General features: G+C 30.9%; 19 protein-coding genes and 1 tRNA gene. 16 read left to right on the forward strand and 4 right to left on the reverse strand.

Translation table 11 applies throughout. The features are described from left to right. Window positions 1–368 precede the first annotated feature (368 nt). The gene (locus SYO3AOP1_RS06370; RefSeq protein ID WP_012459909.1) at window positions 369–1,550 is read right to left on the reverse strand and encodes an anthranilate synthase component I family protein; all 1,182 of its coding nucleotides are present in this window, start codon (window positions 1,548–1,550) and stop codon (window positions 369–371) included. Window positions 1,551–1,617: 67 nt separating this feature from the next. On the opposite strand from SYO3AOP1_RS06370, the gene hisIE reads away from it, so the two are divergent. The 12 genes from hisIE (at window position 1,618) to trpE (ending at window position 8,525) form a co-directional block, all read left to right on the forward strand. After that, window positions 1,618–2,238 (forward strand): bifunctional phosphoribosyl-AMP cyclohydrolase/phosphoribosyl-ATP diphosphatase HisIE, encoded by a 621-nt coding sequence (hisIE, locus tag SYO3AOP1_RS06375; protein WP_012459910.1) that lies wholly within the window; start codon window positions 1,618–1,620, stop codon window positions 2,236–2,238. Window positions 2,239–2,250: 12 nt separating this feature from the next. Next, window positions 2,251–2,769 (forward strand): DUF29 domain-containing protein, encoded by a 519-nt coding sequence (locus SYO3AOP1_RS06380; protein WP_012459911.1) that lies wholly within the window; start codon window positions 2,251–2,253, stop codon window positions 2,767–2,769. Between the two features lie 2 nt (window positions 2,770–2,771). Then, on the forward strand, window positions 2,772–3,239 hold the full coding sequence (locus tag SYO3AOP1_RS06385) for a peroxiredoxin (protein WP_012459912.1): 468 nt from the start codon (window positions 2,772–2,774) through the stop codon (window positions 3,237–3,239). Further along, window positions 3,236–4,012 (forward strand): dihydroorotate dehydrogenase electron transfer subunit, encoded by a 777-nt coding sequence (locus SYO3AOP1_RS06390; protein ID WP_012459913.1) that lies wholly within the window; start codon window positions 3,236–3,238, stop codon window positions 4,010–4,012. Before SYO3AOP1_RS06385 ends, SYO3AOP1_RS06390 begins: the two co-directional genes overlap by 4 nt. 40 nt (window positions 4,013–4,052) lie before the next feature. Then, window positions 4,053–4,607, forward strand: a complete 555-nt coding sequence (locus SYO3AOP1_RS06395) for a viral A-type inclusion protein (protein ID WP_281340592.1) — start codon at window positions 4,053–4,055, stop codon at window positions 4,605–4,607. Further along, window positions 4,597–5,082: a 6-carboxytetrahydropterin synthase gene (locus tag SYO3AOP1_RS06400; protein WP_012459915.1), complete on the forward strand. Its 486-nt coding sequence runs from the start codon at window positions 4,597–4,599 to the stop codon at window positions 5,080–5,082. The genes SYO3AOP1_RS06395 and SYO3AOP1_RS06400 overlap by 11 nt, the downstream gene beginning before the upstream one ends. A 106-nt stretch (window positions 5,083–5,188) precedes the next feature. Then, window positions 5,189–5,713, forward strand: a complete 525-nt coding sequence (locus tag SYO3AOP1_RS06405; protein WP_012459916.1) for a gamma carbonic anhydrase family protein — start codon at window positions 5,189–5,191, stop codon at window positions 5,711–5,713. Then, a complete protein-coding gene (locus tag SYO3AOP1_RS09445) occupies window positions 5,710–5,877 on the forward strand; it encodes a hypothetical protein (RefSeq protein WP_007547161.1) in 168 nt (55 codons plus the stop codon). The genes SYO3AOP1_RS06405 and SYO3AOP1_RS09445 overlap by 4 nt, the downstream gene beginning before the upstream one ends. Continuing rightward, entirely contained in the window at window positions 5,855–6,151 is a 297-nt protein-coding gene (locus tag SYO3AOP1_RS06410) for an HU family DNA-binding protein (RefSeq protein ID WP_007547163.1), read from the forward strand. Before SYO3AOP1_RS09445 ends, SYO3AOP1_RS06410 begins: the two co-directional genes overlap by 23 nt. Window positions 6,152–6,156: 5 nt before the next feature. Then, window positions 6,157–6,229, forward strand: a tRNA-Pro gene (locus SYO3AOP1_RS06415). A gap of 38 nt (window positions 6,230–6,267) precedes the next feature. Beyond that, on the forward strand, window positions 6,268–7,047 hold the full coding sequence (gene surE, locus SYO3AOP1_RS06420) for a 5'/3'-nucleotidase SurE (protein WP_012459917.1): 780 nt from the start codon (window positions 6,268–6,270) through the stop codon (window positions 7,045–7,047). Next, entirely contained in the window at window positions 7,047–8,525 is a 1,479-nt protein-coding gene (gene trpE / locus SYO3AOP1_RS06425; RefSeq protein WP_012459918.1) for an anthranilate synthase component I, read from the forward strand. Before surE ends, trpE begins: the two co-directional genes overlap by 1 nt. Before the next feature lie 267 nt (window positions 8,526–8,792). Here trpE and SYO3AOP1_RS06430 read toward each other — a convergent pair whose 3' ends face one another. Next, window positions 8,793–9,461 (reverse strand): polysaccharide deacetylase family protein, encoded by a 669-nt coding sequence (locus tag SYO3AOP1_RS06430; RefSeq protein WP_012459919.1) that lies wholly within the window; start codon window positions 9,459–9,461, stop codon window positions 8,793–8,795. 32 nt (window positions 9,462–9,493) lie between these two features. Between SYO3AOP1_RS06430 and SYO3AOP1_RS06435 the strand changes: the two genes are divergently transcribed. The 4 genes from SYO3AOP1_RS06435 to coaBC are packed head-to-tail and all read left to right on the forward strand — an operon-like array spanning window position 9,494 to window position 13,560. Further along, complete coding sequence (locus SYO3AOP1_RS06435; RefSeq protein ID WP_281340595.1) at window positions 9,494–11,356, forward strand: KUP/HAK/KT family potassium transporter; 1,863 nt, start codon at window positions 9,494–9,496, stop codon at window positions 11,354–11,356. Between the two features lie 12 nt (window positions 11,357–11,368). Continuing rightward, the gene (locus SYO3AOP1_RS06440) at window positions 11,369–12,058 is read left to right on the forward strand and encodes a type 1 glutamine amidotransferase (protein ID WP_012459921.1); all 690 of its coding nucleotides are present in this window, start codon (window positions 11,369–11,371) and stop codon (window positions 12,056–12,058) included. Next, a complete protein-coding gene (locus tag SYO3AOP1_RS06445) occupies window positions 12,045–12,380 on the forward strand; it encodes an alkylmercury lyase (protein ID WP_281340596.1) in 336 nt (111 codons plus the stop codon). The genes SYO3AOP1_RS06440 and SYO3AOP1_RS06445 overlap by 14 nt, the downstream gene beginning before the upstream one ends. Continuing rightward, window positions 12,373–13,560, forward strand: a complete 1,188-nt coding sequence (gene coaBC, locus SYO3AOP1_RS06450; protein WP_012459923.1) for a bifunctional phosphopantothenoylcysteine decarboxylase/phosphopantothenate--cysteine ligase CoaBC — start codon at window positions 12,373–12,375, stop codon at window positions 13,558–13,560. The genes SYO3AOP1_RS06445 and coaBC overlap by 8 nt, the downstream gene beginning before the upstream one ends. 387 nt (window positions 13,561–13,947) lie before the next feature. Here coaBC and SYO3AOP1_RS06455 read toward each other — a convergent pair whose 3' ends face one another. After that, the gene (locus tag SYO3AOP1_RS06455) at window positions 13,948–15,969 is read right to left on the reverse strand and encodes an acyltransferase family protein (RefSeq protein ID WP_012459924.1); all 2,022 of its coding nucleotides are present in this window, start codon (window positions 15,967–15,969) and stop codon (window positions 13,948–13,950) included. Further along, window positions 15,962–16,498, reverse strand: a complete 537-nt coding sequence (locus SYO3AOP1_RS06460; protein ID WP_012459925.1) for an acyltransferase — start codon at window positions 16,496–16,498, stop codon at window positions 15,962–15,964. The genes SYO3AOP1_RS06455 and SYO3AOP1_RS06460 overlap by 8 nt, the downstream gene beginning before the upstream one ends. Window positions 16,499–16,641 lie beyond the last annotated feature (143 nt).

Here is a 16,641-nt window from a genome sequence, read left to right on the forward strand (position 1 = left end):
ATATTCCAACATTAACTTCCCATTCTCTTCTGTAATGGCGATTCATGAATCGCCCCTGCTCTTCCACTTTTCCGCTTTATTTATCATCCCGAGTCCGTAAGTCCGAAAAGGTCTCTTTTTTGATTTTTTTGACTTGAATAGAAAAAAGATGAGATTCTTCGCCGGCTGCAGAATGAATAAAAAGATTATTTTTTCTAATGCTTATCATTCAACCTTTCTATGTCATCTTAAGGACATAAATCCAAATGGTCTACTACTTAAAAAGACAATAAAGAGCATGAGAATTTGGAAGTAAATTATAGTCATCTATAGCCGTACAAAGAGCCATCTGTTTTAACCAAACTCCTCATCCCGAAGTATTACCTAACTTAATTACTTACCAAATCTATATCAAAATCCAAACTCTTTAAATTAGCTTTCGCTTTAATCAAAGTCTCTTCATACTCCTTAACCGGGTCAGAATCCCAAACAATACCACTTCCAACATAGATTGAACATCTATCTTTTGTAAAAATCATTTGCCTTATAGCCACGCTCAAAACAAAGTCTAAATTTGGTTTTATCAAAAACGTTGCTCCACAATAAACAGACCTTTTTTTGTCTTCAAGCTCATCTATAATTTCCATAGATCTTTTTTTTGGTGCTCCGGTTACAGACCCGGGCGGGAACGTATTTAAAATAACTTCTTCAAAAGATAGTTTTTCTTTTAATATCCCTTTCACAGTAGAACTCATCTGAAATAGTGTTGAATACTTATCTACTTTAAAAAGCTCTTCTACTTTTACATTATTGGCTATTTTTGATAAATCATTTCTCATTAAATCTGTAATCATTAAATTTTCTGCTCTTTCTTTTTCAGAATTTATAAGCTGATTTTTTAATACTTCATCTTCCAACTCATTTAAACCTCTTTTTATAGTACCTTTTATTGGCTTTGTGATTATCTCTCTTCCTTTCTTTTCTAAAAAAAGCTCCATAGAGCCGGAAATAAGAGAAAAATTTAAATCTTTTATAAACATCATGTAAGGCGTGGGCTGAGTTTTCACAAGATTTAAAAAGACGCTAAAAGGATAGAATATTCCATAAACATCAATTCTATGAGATAGATTGGCTTGATATATATCTCCTTTTGATATGTAATCTTTTATTTTCTCTACTTTTTGGATAAATTCAGATTTGCTTGTGTTAAACTTTATCTGCTTGATTATTGATTTTTCGGGTGGTAAATCTAAACGCTCTTTAAACTCAAATTTTTTGTATAGATTTACAAAAATTTTTGGCAAAGCTAAATCATCCTTCTTTAAATTTTTAGAATTTAGAATATGCTTATTAAAGTCATAACCAATAAATCCCAATGCATAAAGATTATGTCTTTTTATAAGCTTTTCTAAAATCAGTAAAGGTCTTTTTGTTTTTATTTCATTTTTATTTATCCTAAGAATGTCATTGTCATAAACGGCCTTGAATATTGGTTTTTCAAATACATAAAACCCTTTTTTATCAAACCAGCCATTTTCAGATGTATATAAAACTGTTTGCCCTGCTTTCATTAACTCCTTCCAAAAGTTGTAGTGATATAATAATTACTATACCATCTTAAATAGTAGGAGATAAATTTTGAACCTTGATAATTTAAAGTTTAATCAAGATGGATTGATTCCGGTTATTACTCAAAACTATTATACCGGAAAAATATTAATGCAAGCATATGCAAACAAAGAAGCCATTGAAGAAACATTAAAATCCGGATATGCAACTTATTTTTCCCGTTCAAGAAATGCTTTATGGAAAAAAGGTGAAACTTCTGGAAATTATCAAAAAATCATGGATATAAAAGTTGATTGTGATGAAGACAGTATTATATACCTTGTTGTAGAAGAAGGTCCGGCATGCCATACAGGAGAAGAAAGCTGTTTTTATAGAAATCTAAATCTTGAAAAAGATTCCAAGCCGGTTCCTTTTGAGATACTTCATAAACTCTATGAAAAGATTCAAGAAAGAAAAGAGACCATGCCAGAAGGCTCTTACGTTGCATCTTTATTTAAAAAAGGAAGCGATAAAATAATTCAAAAAGTTGGTGAAGAAGCCGTAGAAACGGTTATAGCGTTAAAAAATAAAAATAAAGATGAAATTGTGTATGAAACATCCGATTTACTTTTTCATCTGCTGATTGCTTTGGTTGATGCCGGCGTTAAATTATCAGATATAGAAGAAGAATTGTTAAAAAGGTATAAGTAGAGGTCTGACAATATGGCTACTAAAAGCATAAGTAAAGACTTTTTAAAGGAATTGTATGAAAAAGATTATTATAGATGGGTAAATGAGAATCTTCAGCTTTTAAAAGAAAGAGAATATGACTCTGTTGATTGGGAAAATCTTCTTGAGGAGATTGAAGATTTGGGAAGGAAGCATTTGGAGAGTGCAATAAACTACATGGCAGTAATCTTACAACATCTTTACAAGATTGATAATTTTAAAATTTACGAATATTCAGGTAAGGGCTGGATTAATAGCGTACTGCATGCAAGAAAGAGCTTAGAAAAACTTTTTTTAGAGCATCCATCTTTAAAACAAAAAGCAGTTGAAAGTATTGAAAAAGCTTGGAAACGAGTAGTAATAGATTTAGTATATTGGTTTCAAAGACCGGAAAATGAAGAATTAGCTAAAAAGTTTTTTGGAAGATTGCCAACAGAAAAAGATTTTCCAGAAAATTGTCCATATACATACAAGCAGATTTTTGAATATAAACCATGGATTAAGGAGGATTAAAGATGGAAAAAGCTATAGATTTCTGCCTGCCAGGAATTGATGAAAAAGGAAATGAGATTAATTTTTGCCTTAAAGATTATCTTGGAAAAGATAAAGACGTTATTCTTTACTTTTATCCAAAGGACGACACGCCCGGTTGTACAACGGAAGCATGCGATTTTAGAGATAATTTAAATATATTACAAAATTACGCTATAGTCGTTGGAGTTAGTCCGGACAGCATTGAAAGTCATAAAAAATTTAAAGAAAAGTATGGTTTGAATTTTATTCTTTTGTCTGATAAAAACAAAGAAGTCATGAAACAGTATGGAGCTTATGGCAAAAAAGTAATGTATGGCAAAGAGACAGAAGGAGTTATTAGGTCTACATTTATAATTTCACCTGATGGCAGTATTAAAAAAGCTTGGAAAAATGTAAAAGCTAAAGGTCATGTTGAACAAATATTAAAATTTCTTGGAGTGAAGTCTTGATAAAAGATATTGAAGCTTTAATATTAGAAAACAGATTTATCTCCGGGAAAACTTACATGCTAAAGCTGAAAGCCCCAGAAATTGCAAGTTTTGTAAAGCCGGCTCATTTTGTCATGATAAAGCCAACACCTCAAGATTTTTACGACCCATTACTTAGAAGAGCCTTTGCCATAGCCGATGTAGAAGATGGCACTATAGTTGTTTACTATGACGTTTATGGAAAAGGAACCCAGGCAATTTCTCAAAAGAAAGAAGGAGAAACGATAAACGTCCTTGGACCACTTGGAAACAGACTATTTCCGGAAGATTATGATAATTATATCGTTGTAGGTGGTGGCATTGGTTATGCCGGCTTAAGCTTATTTTTAAAGCAGTTAAAAAAGCACAGCAAAAGATTTGTAGCAATTTACGGAGCAAGAAAAAAAGAAGATTTATCAATGATTAAATGGAATGAAGAAAACCAAATCCAGCCAATATATTACACGGAAGATGGAAGCTTTGGAAGAAAAGGATTAGTCACGCAGGATTTAAAAGATATTATAAAATCAAATTCAAATGCACCATTAATAGTTTGCGGTCCAAAAGGAATGATGAAAGCTGTAGCAAAAATAGCCAAGGAAGAAAATGCATTATGCTATCTATCCCTTGAAAGTAGAATGGCTTGCGGAATTGGTATCTGTGTTGGCTGTGTAGTCAAGGATGTTAAAAATGATACATATGTAAGAGTATGCTATGAAGGTCCTGTCTTTGAGGCTAATGAGATTGAATTATAAAAATTTCAAAAAAAGCTTAATATTCTTCACAGGCTTTAGGATGATATTTTTATTACTTCTCACCTCTTTTAATTCATTTGCCGAGACAACTATTGAACCAAAAATAATTGAGTATAAAGGTGTAAAAGCCGAAGATTTGCAAAAGGTAAATCAACAAGTTAATGCTTTATATCAAAAACAAAAACAGTTAGAAGAAAAAATAAGTCAAATCGAAAAACTTAAGAATGTATCACAAACAGATAAAAAACTAATTGAGTATTTTTTAACAGAAATTGAAGAGCTAAAAAAGAATCAGGAAGAGCTAAAAAATCAAATAACAAATTTTGAAAAAGAAACAAAAAAATCTTTTTTTATGTTAAACTTAATTCAATTTGTAACCTTTGGAATATTCGTTGTTTTTATGATCTTACTTTATAACTACAAGAAAGATACCGGCAGAGAAATCAAAGAAGTTAGCGAAAAAGTTGATAAAATTCAAGAAAGGTCAGATGTTGAAGTAGTTCTATCTCTTATTGAAAAAGCTAAAACCGACCCAAAAGCAGCAGAAATATTACAAACATACTTAAAAAGCAGAGGTGAAGTAGATGAAATATGAAATAACAAAAATCTTTAGATTTGAAGCAGGGCATAGAGTTTGGAAGCAAAACCTTGCAGAAGGTAAAACCGCAGTCCTTTCAGGATACGCTTGTATAGATAACAAATGCAGAAATTTACACGGACACAGCTATATTCTTGAAGTAACCGTTGGCTCTGATACATTAAACGAGCAGGATGTTGTGGTGGATTTTTATCATATTAAGAATGCTTTGAAAGATTTAGTAGACAACGTATTTGACCATTCTTTTATAATAGACATAAACGACCCACTTTACCCAATATTTAAAGAGCATTTTAAAGACTTAAAGATTACCGAAGTTGATTTTTGTCCAACAGCTGAAGCAATGGCTAAATACTTCTATGATTATTTAGTTCAAAAGCTTAAAGAAGCAAATCTTGAGGAAGATATAAAAGTAGTTCAGATCACACTTTGGGAAACAGCAACAGGTAAAGCAACTTATAAAGGTGAGTAGTATTTGGAAATAATAAAACTTTTACCTGGAATATTTATTATGTTAATCTTCACAAGTTTATACTTTTTTGTTGGTGTTAAGTTTATAAAAAAGTGGAGGAAAAAAGGTGGCAATCATTAAGCCATACAAAGGAATCTATCCAAAGATAGACCAAACAGTTTTTATTGCTGAAAATGCTGTAATCATTGGAGATGTTGAGATAGGCAAAGATTCAAGCATTTGGTATAATGTAGTTATAAGAGGTGATGTTAATTACATTAGAATTGGCGAAAGAACAAATATTCAAGATGGAACTATTATTCACGTAGACCATAAAAGATATCCAACGATAATAGGTAATAATGTGACAGTGGGTCATAAAGTTATGCTTCATGCCTGCACGATAGAAGATTACTGTTTAATTGGGATGTCTGCAACTGTTATGGATGGTGTAATTGTAGGAAAATACTCAATAGTTGCAGCAGGAGCATTGGTCACACCCGGTAAAGTTATAGAGCCTTACTCTTTGTGGGCCGGAGTTCCTGCTAAATTTGTAAGAAAATTAACAGAAGAAGAGATAGCTTGGTTAGAAAAATCTGCTGAAAATTATGTAAAATATAAAAATAGCTATTTAGAAGAGGGATTAGGATGAATGAAACGTTTGAGCTTTTACTTGCAATTGTAATTTTTATTATCGCAGCGTTAGTAATTGTTGGTTTGATGGTATATTGGAGTAAAAACAACACAGTTGTAGATGAAAGAGATAAAAAATACTATGGTAGAGAGGTAGGAGATGAAAAGAGCAGACATAGTTAACAAAATAGCAAGAAATGAAAAAATAACGTTAGATAAAAAAGAGATAGCTACTATCGTAAATGAAACATTTGACTTAATCTCTGACTATTTAACAAATGATATACATGAAGGAAAAAAAGTGATGATTTCAGGCTTTGGGACGTTTGTCATTAAAAAAAGAAAAAGTAAAATCGGCAGGAATCCAAAAACCGGTGAAGAGAAGTTGATTCCCGACAGGCTTGGCATAACTTTTAAACCTGGCAAGCTTTTAAAGAAAAAAGTTAATTCAAAATAAATAATCGGAGCGTGGCGCAGGTGGTAGCGCACTGGCATGGGGGGCCAGAGGTCGCCCGTTCGAATCGGGTCGCTCCGACTTGTATGTGAGATAGTGAGAAGTAAAAGGAGAAAATAGTGAAAAAAATAGTTTTTCTTACAAATGATGACGGTTATCAGTCAAAAGGATTACAGGCAATAAGAAATAGATTGATAGAAGAAAATTTTAGAGTAATTACAGTAGCACCGGATAGAAACATGTCCGGAACAAGCCATTCATTAACATTTACAAGACCATTAAAAATAGAAAAAATTGAAGAAGATTTTTACTATATCGTAGATGGAACGCCTGCCGACTGTGTCCATCTTGGATTGAATGTAATTCTTCAAAATCAAAAGCCGGATTTATTAATATCCGGTATAAATACTGGACCAAACATAGGCAATGACGTTTTTTATTCTGGAACGGTTGGAGCGGCAAGAGAAGGAACACTTTTTTGCATTCCATCTGTAGCCTTTTCTGTAGGTTCTTCTAAGAATCCAAACTTTGAAGATGTATCAAAAGTAGCTGTTAAAATAGTAAAAGCATTGCTTATTAAAAACCTTCCAAAAGGAACATTCCTCAACGTAAACATTCCAACAATTCCAGCAGAAAAAATAAAAGGATTTTTGCTTACAAAACAAGGAAGAGGAGCTTATAAAGAGGAAATCGTTAAGTATCTATCGCCTTCAAAGGAAGAGTATTACTGGATAGGTGGAGAAGAAGCACTATTGGAAGAATGCTCACCTGGCACAGATTACACGGCAGTAAAAGATGGATATGTATCTATAACACCAATTAGATTAGACCTTACAGATCACAAAGCCATCGATATTTTAGATAAAGAAAACTTTATATCTGAAATTGTGAGGCTCTAATGGGTTTAATATCCTTCCAAGAATTTGAAAGATTAGCAAAAGAATTTAATGTAATTCCAATTTACAAAGAAATCTTACTTGATATAGATACACCATTGTCTGTTTATCTTAAAATTTCATCACCGGATAGATTTAATTTTATTCTTGAAAGTGTAGAAAGAGGAGAGCAGATAGGCAGATATTCATTTATAGGCTCTTCGGAAAACTTTTACATCAGAACAAAAAAGGATACAGTTGAAATTTACAACAAAGGACAGATAGAGTATAAAAAAACAACAGACCCAATCAGAGAAATAAAAAACTTAGTTAAAGAATTTAAGCCATATAAAGATGAAAGCTTACCGCCATTTTATGGGGGATTCGTTGGGTATATAGGCTATGATGTTATCCATTTTTACGAACCTATTCCAGACGTAAAAATAGACACTTTAAAAATCCCAGATTTATTTATGTTTTTAAGTGATGAAGTTATCGCTTTTGATAATCTTACCAACAAGATCAAAATAATTGTATGTGCAATAATAAACAAAAATGAAGATTTAAAAATCCAGTATGATAAAGCTGTAAGTAAACTAAATGCGATTGAAGAAAGGCTTAATAAAACAATAGAAGAAAAAAGATTAACATTAAAAGAAAAAGAAGTAAACCTTGAAAACTGGAATTCTAACTTTAAAAAAGAAGATTTTGAAAAAGTAGTTTTAAAGGCAAAAGATTACATAAAAGAAGGAGATATTATACAGGTTGTACTATCTCAAAGATTTTCAAAGAAGATAAAGACAGACCCATTAAACATTTACAGAGCTATAAGAGTAATAAACCCTTCTCCGTATCTATTTTATTTAGATTTTAAAGATTTAAAAATCATCGGATCTTCTCCCGAAATACTTGTTACAGTGAAGGATAAAAAAATACTTACAAAACCTATAGCCGGCACAAGACCAAGAGGAAAGACTATAGAAGAAGACTTAAAACTTAAAGAAGATTTACTCAGTGATGAAAAGGAAAGGGCAGAACATTTAATGCTTGTAGACCTTGCAAGGAATGATGTAGGCAAGGTAGCTGTTAAAGGTAGTGTTAAAGTAGATAGATTTATGTATATAGAAAATTATTCTCATGTTATGCATATAGTTTCCGATGTTTCTGGAATTTTAAGAGAGGATTTACATCCACTTGATGTTTTAAAATCAGTTTTTCCTGTTGGAACTGTTAGTGGAGCTCCAAAAGTTAGGGCAATGCAGATAATAGAAGAGCTTGAACCGGAGAAAAGAGGAGTATATGCAGGGGCAGTAGGATATATATCCTTTGATGGCAATCTTGATACAGCGATAGCAATCAGAACTGCGGTAGTAGTGAACGATACTGTGTATATCCAAGCCGGAGCTGGAATTGTTGCAGACTCAGTGCCGGAAAAAGAATGGCTTGAGACAGTAAACAAAGCAAAGGCTATGATGAAAGCGGTTGAAGTGGTTGAGGATTAGAGAGTCAGTGTGTAAGGATATATTCATTTTGCTGATTTCTCACTAAAAACAATAATAATCTTCTAAAACATCGGGTGAAAAATTGGTGGGCTTCAGACTGTTCCAAAATTCCTATTCTATCACAGGAACGTCCGCTAAGTAATGACATTTCATTAATTACTACATGTACGGGCAATTCATGAATTGCCCCAACATCAACCTCTCACTTTTAACATCGGTCTGAAGAAACGTGTAATCTGTTGAATTTCTCACCCGCATATAATTTAACTATAAATAATCTTCTAATCTAACGAATCTATAACCTTTCTGCTTTAAAATTCTAACAATCTCGGGTAAAGCTTCGCCTGTTTTGTAACCTCTACCATTTGCATGGAATATTAAAATAGAGCCAGGTTTTGTATTTCTTATCACATGGTCTATCAACATCTCTTTTGTTATTTTTTTATCCGGGTCGCCACTTGGAAAAGTCCAATGAATAACTTTATAACCTAAACTTTCTACTAAGCGTAAAGCTCTTTCATTATAATTGCCAGCAGGAAACCTAAAATATTTTGGTTTAATTCCCGTTATCCCAATGATTAAATTTTCATTTTTCAGTACATCTTCTTTAATCTCTTCTTCGTTTAGAAGGTTCATATGATTGTTATGATTGTAAGAATGATTTTGAATCGAGACCAAACCAGTATTATAAAGATTTTTTAAATCCTGAAAATTTCTTTCAATAAACTTTCCACTTACAAACAGTGTGAAAGGAATTTTTTGAGAAACCAAAAAATCAATTATTTTATGGTCTAAATATGATGGTGTTTTAGTCTCACAGGCATCAAATGTAAGAGCAACAACTTTATCATCTGTTTTTAACGTTGTGATTACTTCAGCATTTGAGAATAAAAAAGAAGATATCAAAAATAATAAGATGAATGTTAGTTTTTTCATAATCAAAAAATTATAACACAGCTAAAAAATGGTTGTATAATAAATTTAAAGATAATGCAGGAGGATTAAAAGTGTCTGCCAATAGTGATAAAGTAAGCTTAAGTAATGTTATTCGAGCTATAGGGACAGTTTTTGGAGATATTGGAACAAGCCCACTTTATACATTTGCCGTTATAGTTTTAGTAACAAAGCCAAAACCAGATGAAATTCTTGGTATTGCATCGTTAATAATATGGACGTTAATATTGATTCCAACGGTCCAGTATGCTTGGTTTGCGATGAATCTTAGTTTAAGAGGTGAAGGTAGTATTATAGTTTTGGGAGAAATTGCCCAGTCTATAACTAAAAATCCTAAGATAAGGCTAATCCATCGTGCTTTAACAATAGTTGGTATTGGATTTTTACTTGGAGATGGAATTATTACACCTGCCATAACTATCTTAAGCTCAACAGAAGGTTTAAGGTTAATTCATGGTTTGGAAGGTTTAAGTCAGGAAATTATTTTAGGTATTGCTATTTTTATAACAACAATGTTGTTTCTTATTCAAAGATATGGAACAGGTAAAATTGGTATAGCTTTTGGACCAATAATGACTTTATATTTTATAACCATTGCATCAATAGGAATTTATTATATTTCACATAATCCAATAGTCTTAAAAGCTTTTAATCCATTAGAAGCTATAAATTTTATTTCTAACCATCCATTTGTTGCGTTTTTGGCTTTATCTGAAATTATTCTGGCTGCAACAGGTGGAGAAGCAATGTATGCAGATATGGGTCATATCGGTAAAAATGCAATAAGAACAGCTTGGGTCTTTGTATTTTTTGCAGTAGTTATGAGCTACTTAGGTCAAGCTTCTATACTTTTAGGAAACATAAAAGAAGATAATCCATTTTTCCATGGAGCTAATTTGTTGCTTGGAAATGATTTATACATTCTTTTCTTAATTTTAATAACAATTGCCGGCATTATTGCATCTCAAGCACTTATTAGCGGTGTATTCTCTCTAATTTTTCAATCAATCAACGCAAGATTGGTTCCATTACTTCTTGTTAGACATACCTCAACAGAAATAAGTACACAAATATTTATACCAATAGTTAATCTTTTCTTATTTATCGGCGTCCTTATCATGTTTTTCATTTTTAGAGAATCGGAAAAGATGGCATCAGCTTATGGTTTAGCTGTAAATATTGATATGGTAATCACAAGCTTATTTTTAATCTATATCTATTTTAATTTGAAAAAATACGGTTATTTCTTAGGAAGTATATTGTTGTTATTGATAGATTTAACATTCCTATCATCAAATACATTAAAGATTCCTCATGGTGCTTATTGGCCTATTTTATTTGCAATTCCGCCTATATTCATAATTTCTCTTTATACAATAGGTCAAAGTAGAATTGGTAAAGTTGGTAAATTTATGCCAAAAGAAAACTTTATTGAGAATTTCAATAAAATCTATCCTAAAAAATGTCATATAAAAGGTTCAGCAGTATTTCTTGTTAGAAGCATTGAGAGAATTCCGCCTTATATTGTTGAAACAATGATTAAGCATGGTATAGTTTATGAAGAAAATATTTTCCTTTCGCTTAAAAAATTAGACCGACCTTTTGGTATTAGAAGCTATTTTGCAGAAGATTTGTGTCCAGGCATTAAATACGCAGTTATAGAATATGGATATCAAGAGATTGTAAACGTTGAAAAAGAACTTAGAAATTTAGACATAAACGAAAGGGTTGTTTTCTATGGCGTAGACAATGTTTACTCTGATAATATTATTTGGAAAATCTTTGGTTTAATAAAAAGAATATTCTCTAACTTTGCAGAGTTTTATAAACTACCGGCTCAAAAAGTTCATGGTGTTGTTGTTAGAGTTGAGATATAAGGAGGAAAGACAATGAGAACATTGGCAATTAGACATGTAAAGATAGAGCATTTAGGGCTGATTGAAAATTATTTAAAAGAAAAAAATTTTGAGATTGATTATGTAGATACATCGGAAGGTCAACTTTTAAAAAGAGAATTAGATAAGTATCAGTTTATTGTCGTTCTTGGAGGATACATGGGTGCTTATGAAGAAAGTAAGTATCCATTTTTAAGTTATGAGTTTAAAATAATGGAGCAAGCTTTAAAGAAAGAGATACCTTTACTTGGAATTTGCCTTGGGTGTCAGATGCTTGCAAAAGTTTTAGGTTCAAAAATTTATAAAGGAGAAAATGGAAAAGAAATAGGTTTTTATGACATTAAAAAAGTGTCTGACAATAAAATTTTTGAAGGGTTTCCGGAAGTTTTTAAAGCTTTTCAGTGGCATGGAGACACGTTTGATTTACCCAAGGATGCACAGTTAGTTTTTAGCAACGATATATACACAAACCAAGGATTTATTTGTAAAAATGCAGTAGGGCTACAGTTTCATATAGAAGTTTCGCAAAATATGATAAAACAATGGATACAAGAGTATAAAGACGAGATTTTAGAAGAAAAATTAAACCCTGATGAGATAATCAAAGACGCTGAGATTTATATTCCTAATTTAAAGACATATCTGTATGATTTTTTAGACAAATTTTTGAATGATAGGAGATAAAATGATAGAATTTCAATACTTTGAAGGCTGTCCCAATGCAGATGAAACTCTTAAAAATCTAATATCTTTAAAAGACGAAGGGTTTATTTCAGAAGAAATTAAAATAGTTAATGTAGAAAGTCCTGAAAAAGCTAAGGAGTTAAATTTCCAAGGCTCACCAACTATTTTATACAATGGATATGATATTTACACGATGGAAAAACCGGAAGGGTTTACTTATAACTGCAGAGTTTACTTTATAAACAGCTTTCCAACGGGCGTTCTACCTAGGGAATTTATAAAAGAAAGAATAAAAATTTTGAAAGAGAAAAATTATGCTTGAAGGGAAAAGATTATTAGTTGGAGTGTGTGGTTCAATAGCAAGCTATAAAGCTTGTGAGATAGTGAGACATTTTCAGAAAAAAGGAATGGAAGTTAAAGTCTGTATGACACCAGAAGCAGAAGATTTTGTTGGAAAGCTTACATTTCAAGCATTAACAAACAGTGAAGTTTATTCTTCTTGGAAAGATGGTAAAACAGGATTAGAGCATATTTATGTAGCAAGATGGGCGGATGTTTTTTTAATAGCACCGGCAACAGCAAACACTATAGCAAAGCTTGCTAGCGGCATGGCAGACAACTTTTTAACTTCCACAGCGTTAGCTTATGATAAGCCATTAGTAATAGCACCTGCAATGAACACAAAAATGTTAGAAAATCCAATAACCCAAAAGAATATAAATATTCTAAAAGAAAAAGGAGATATTTTTGTAAATCCATGTGAAGGATTGTTAGCCTGTGGAGAAGAAGGAAGCGGTAAGCTTGCTGATTTGGAAGATATAGAGCTTGCAGTAAAATATGCATTATATCCAAAATTCTTAAAAGGTAAAAAAGTATTAATTACAGCAGGAGCTACAAGAGAATTTTTTGACCCTATTAGATACATATCAAACGCATCTTCAGGACAAATGGGATATGCTCTCGCAAAGGAAGTCTACGGATTTGGAAGCCAAGTTACTTTAATCTCTGCACCAACATGCTTAAAATTACCTTCACAAATCAAAAAAATAGATGTAGTAACTGCAATTGATATGTTTGAAGCTATAAAAGATATCTACCAAGACTTTGATATAATCATAATGAATGCAGCGGTTGCAGACTTTAGACCAAAAGCTTACAGTGAAAATAAACTTAAAAAAACAAAAGAAAATCCAGTAGTAGAATTACAGCCAAATCCAGATATCCTTAAATTCTTAGGAGAAAATAAAAAAGAAAATCAGATTTTAATAGGATTTGCGGCAGAGAGTGAAAACATTTTTGAAAATGCAATAGATAAATTAAAAAGAAAAAATCTTGATGTAATCATTGCCAATCCTGTTAAAGTATTTAGCAAAGATATATATGAAGGCTATATAATCTTTAAAGACGGCGGAAAAATAGAGATTAAGGCAGAAAGTAAAGAGAGGGCATCGTATTTAATTTTAGATAGTATTTTTAATAAATTAGGGAGCGAGTTAGAATAATTAGCCCAAACTGCTCCCAGAATGAATAAAGTTTTTGTAAGCTGTAGAATGTCTATGTAGATATAACTTTATCTTTGTTCATCATCCAATAAGTAAAATCTTATTCTTGAGATCTTATTCTTCAATGATTTTTCAAAAGATTTGTAAGGCTGAGATCCTTCGCTAACGCTCAGAATGACACTTTTGAAAATTCTCTGTCATCCAGCAGCGAAGTGAAGGATCTCCTCTTTTAATGTCTTTTAAAAGGAAGACAAAAAGAGCAGAGAGATTCTTAGTATGGCTTTAGGAAGACTATAAAAAGTTTAATTAATTTTTAGATTTAGTTAAAATTTGAAAGCACTCTCCTAAGTCTTAGATAGATGCTTGATGACTTTTTATTTAATTATATTATTCACCAGGAGCAGATAAGATTAAATTTTCAATTTCATCATTTGGGTTGTTTTGTTCTTTAAGAATAATATTTTCCACATTTTTACCCTTTGTCTCTTTATCTTTATTTGAAAGTTTCTCAGAAATATCTGATTCTTTATTATCTAAAGATTCTTTTTTATTGATTTTTGCTTCAACTTTATCATATTTTTGCTCGTCATCTGTCTTTTGCTGTGGTTTATAGTTTTTGTATTCTATTCCTAAATTTTTAGCAATTAAACTTGCAAAGTATTTAGCACCTTTGTTATTTAGATGGACTTTATCTGTTGTAAACAATTCCTCCTTTTCTCTGCTATAGCTATACCAATCTATGATTTTAACATTCTTATATTCTGATGCAATTTCCTTAAATGTATTGTTAACCTGATTTTGCCATGGTCTTGGAACTTTTAAAGTAATTAAGTATATTTCTTTATCTTTAAGTCTTTCTATCACATTCTCTAAATCTTTTTTACTAACATAACCATTATTGCCAAGAGCAATGACAATTTTGTTATACTTATCCAACTTTCCGCTTTCTAATAAAGAATAAATTTCTTTAAACTGTCTTCCTACTTTAGCATCTATATATGCATTTTTTAAAAAATCTTGAACATACTTTGATGCACCAAGTAAAACAGAATCTCCTATCAAGATTACTTCCCCATTTAGATTTCCAACTTCAATATTTTTTATCTCCTCCAAAGGATTTTCTTCATTTTCCTTAGTATTATCTTTTTGAGATTTTTTATCTATACCGCTAACTTTTACCTCTTCAGATACAACTTTATCATTGCTTATAGATAAAAATGCAGCTTTTTCTACATTTCTTTCTTTAGCAAGATTTGCATCTGTAGAAAAAGATAAATAACCAAAAACCAAACCTAACAAAACAGAGCTGATAGAAAGATTTAAAACAACTTTCAAATCATATAAACTTAAGAAATTTAACCTTCTAAAAGGTTCTTCAATAAGAAGATAACTAATGTTTGAGATTAAAAAGCTTAAAATAAAACCTAAAATTACAGCTTCTTGAATATTTTTTGCATAAAACAAACTTAAAAAAGAAAATATTGGAAAATGCCAAAGATACAGTGAATAGCTTCTTACACCGACATAAGAAAGCGGATAAAAAGACAATAATTTGTCAAAATATTCCGATTTTAACACCGATAATATAAATAAAGCTGAAATAATTGAAACTACTAAAAATCCAAATGGATACATATAGCTTTCGTAATTGTTAAGTAAAAAAAAGGATGCTAATAAAAGAAATAAAGAAATAATTCCTGTGGTTAAAAATATCCAATTTCTTTTTTCAATCTTATTTTCAGCTAAAGCTAAAAGTGAGCCAATCATAAAAGAAGAGAATCTTGTATCTGTTTCAAAATAAATTCTATCTATGTTTTCATACATTTTATAAAAGATGTACATATCTAATACTGAAAGTAAAGCAAGCATAATTGTAAATATTATTGCAACTATTTTGCTAAATCTAAGTAGAATTAAAAATATAACACTCCAAATTAAATAATACTGCCATTCTATTGATAATGACCAAAAATGAAGATTAAATAAAGTTTCTTGAAATCTTTCAAAATATGGAACTTCTCTTTTTATTAGCCACCAGTTATAAACATTTAGAGAGCCAAAAAGTAATTCATTTAGGAGATTTTTTAGTTTTTCTGGAAAAAATAGATGAATAAAAGATATTTCAATAATAGAAAGAAGTATAAAAGCTGGAAATAATCTTAAAAGTCTTGATTTTAGAAAGTCCAAATAAACTTCAAAAAAATTATTTAATTTTTTATTTTTTATTATCAATGACTTTGTGATCAGAAAGCCTGATAATACAAAAAAAGACTCTACAGCTAAAAATCCACCGTTAAACTTGGATAAATTTTCTGGAGAAAAGACCAGAAAAGCATGAAATACAATTACAGAAAGGACTAAAATTCCTCTGAAACCATCTAAACCGTCAATCTTAGTTAGCTTATTCATGTGTATACTTGTATATTAGCAATGAAAATAGATAACTTCCCATGTCTGTTAGATGATAACCATCCTTTCTAAAACATTCTGGGATATCATTTCTTAAACATATTACATTACTTATTGTTTTCCAATCAATTATTATAATATTTGGTTTTAATCTTTTTAACTTTTCGTAAGTATTATTAACATCCGATTCCCACCAACGAGGAACTTTTGTATTTACAAAAACCACTTTTTTATTTCTACTTTGTAGATAATCTATAACTTTTAAACCCTCTTCAACTGTAAAATAGCCATTTGTACCCAGGGCTATCACTACTATATCTTTTAATAATCCTTTGCTTTCTAAATCTAATATTCTATCCATTGCTTCTTGAAATTTCCTTCCTACCTTTGCATCTATTACAGCATTTGGAATATAGTATCTAATATACTTTTCAGCACCAACGGTTAAACTATCACCAATAATGGTTATTTCTTCTGCAAAGGCTATGTTTATGACTGCTAAAAAACTAAAAATAAGTTTTTTTAACACCTTGTCCCTCAGTTTTTTAATATTGATTATATTATTGATTATATATTATGAGCAAAAAATTTAACATAATTATGAGATCCTCGTTTTGCTTAGAATTCAAACTTCTCACCTATATTGTCATCCTGAGGACTTTGGTCCGAAAG

The organism is Sulfurihydrogenibium sp. YO3AOP1, assembly GCF_000020325.1.
Classification (GTDB): domain Bacteria; phylum Aquificota; class Aquificia; order Aquificales; family Hydrogenothermaceae; genus Sulfurihydrogenibium.

Excerpts from the sequence above, each read along its gene's own strand:
- SYO3AOP1_RS06370 (WP_012459909.1), bottom strand. The coding sequence starts at position 1,550 with ATGAAAGCAGGGCAAACAGTTTTATATACATCTGAAAATGGCTGGTTT.
- SYO3AOP1_RS06380 (WP_012459911.1), top strand. The coding sequence starts at position 2,251 with ATGGCTACTAAAAGCATAAGTAAAGACTTTTTAAAGGAATTGTATGAA.
- SYO3AOP1_RS06385 (WP_012459912.1), top strand. The coding sequence starts at position 2,772 with ATGGAAAAAGCTATAGATTTCTGCCTGCCAGGAATTGATGAAAAAGGA.
- SYO3AOP1_RS06395 (WP_281340592.1), top strand. The coding sequence starts at position 4,053 with ATGATATTTTTATTACTTCTCACCTCTTTTAATTCATTTGCCGAGACA.
- SYO3AOP1_RS06400 (WP_012459915.1), top strand. The coding sequence starts at position 4,597 with ATGAAATATGAAATAACAAAAATCTTTAGATTTGAAGCAGGGCATAGA.
- SYO3AOP1_RS09445 (WP_007547161.1), top strand. The coding sequence starts at position 5,710 with ATGAATGAAACGTTTGAGCTTTTACTTGCAATTGTAATTTTTATTATC.
- SYO3AOP1_RS06410 (WP_007547163.1), top strand. The coding sequence starts at position 5,855 with ATGAAAAGAGCAGACATAGTTAACAAAATAGCAAGAAATGAAAAAATA.
- trpE (WP_012459918.1), top strand. The coding sequence starts at position 7,047 with ATGGGTTTAATATCCTTCCAAGAATTTGAAAGATTAGCAAAAGAATTT.
- SYO3AOP1_RS06430 (WP_012459919.1), bottom strand. The coding sequence starts at position 9,461 with ATGAAAAAACTAACATTCATCTTATTATTTTTGATATCTTCTTTTTTA.
- SYO3AOP1_RS06440 (WP_012459921.1), top strand. The coding sequence starts at position 11,369 with ATGAGAACATTGGCAATTAGACATGTAAAGATAGAGCATTTAGGGCTG.
- SYO3AOP1_RS06445 (WP_281340596.1), top strand. The coding sequence starts at position 12,045 with ATGATAGGAGATAAAATGATAGAATTTCAATACTTTGAAGGCTGTCCC.
- coaBC (WP_012459923.1), top strand. The coding sequence starts at position 12,373 with ATGCTTGAAGGGAAAAGATTATTAGTTGGAGTGTGTGGTTCAATAGCA.
- SYO3AOP1_RS06455 (WP_012459924.1), bottom strand. The coding sequence starts at position 15,969 with ATGAATAAGCTAACTAAGATTGACGGTTTAGATGGTTTCAGAGGAATT.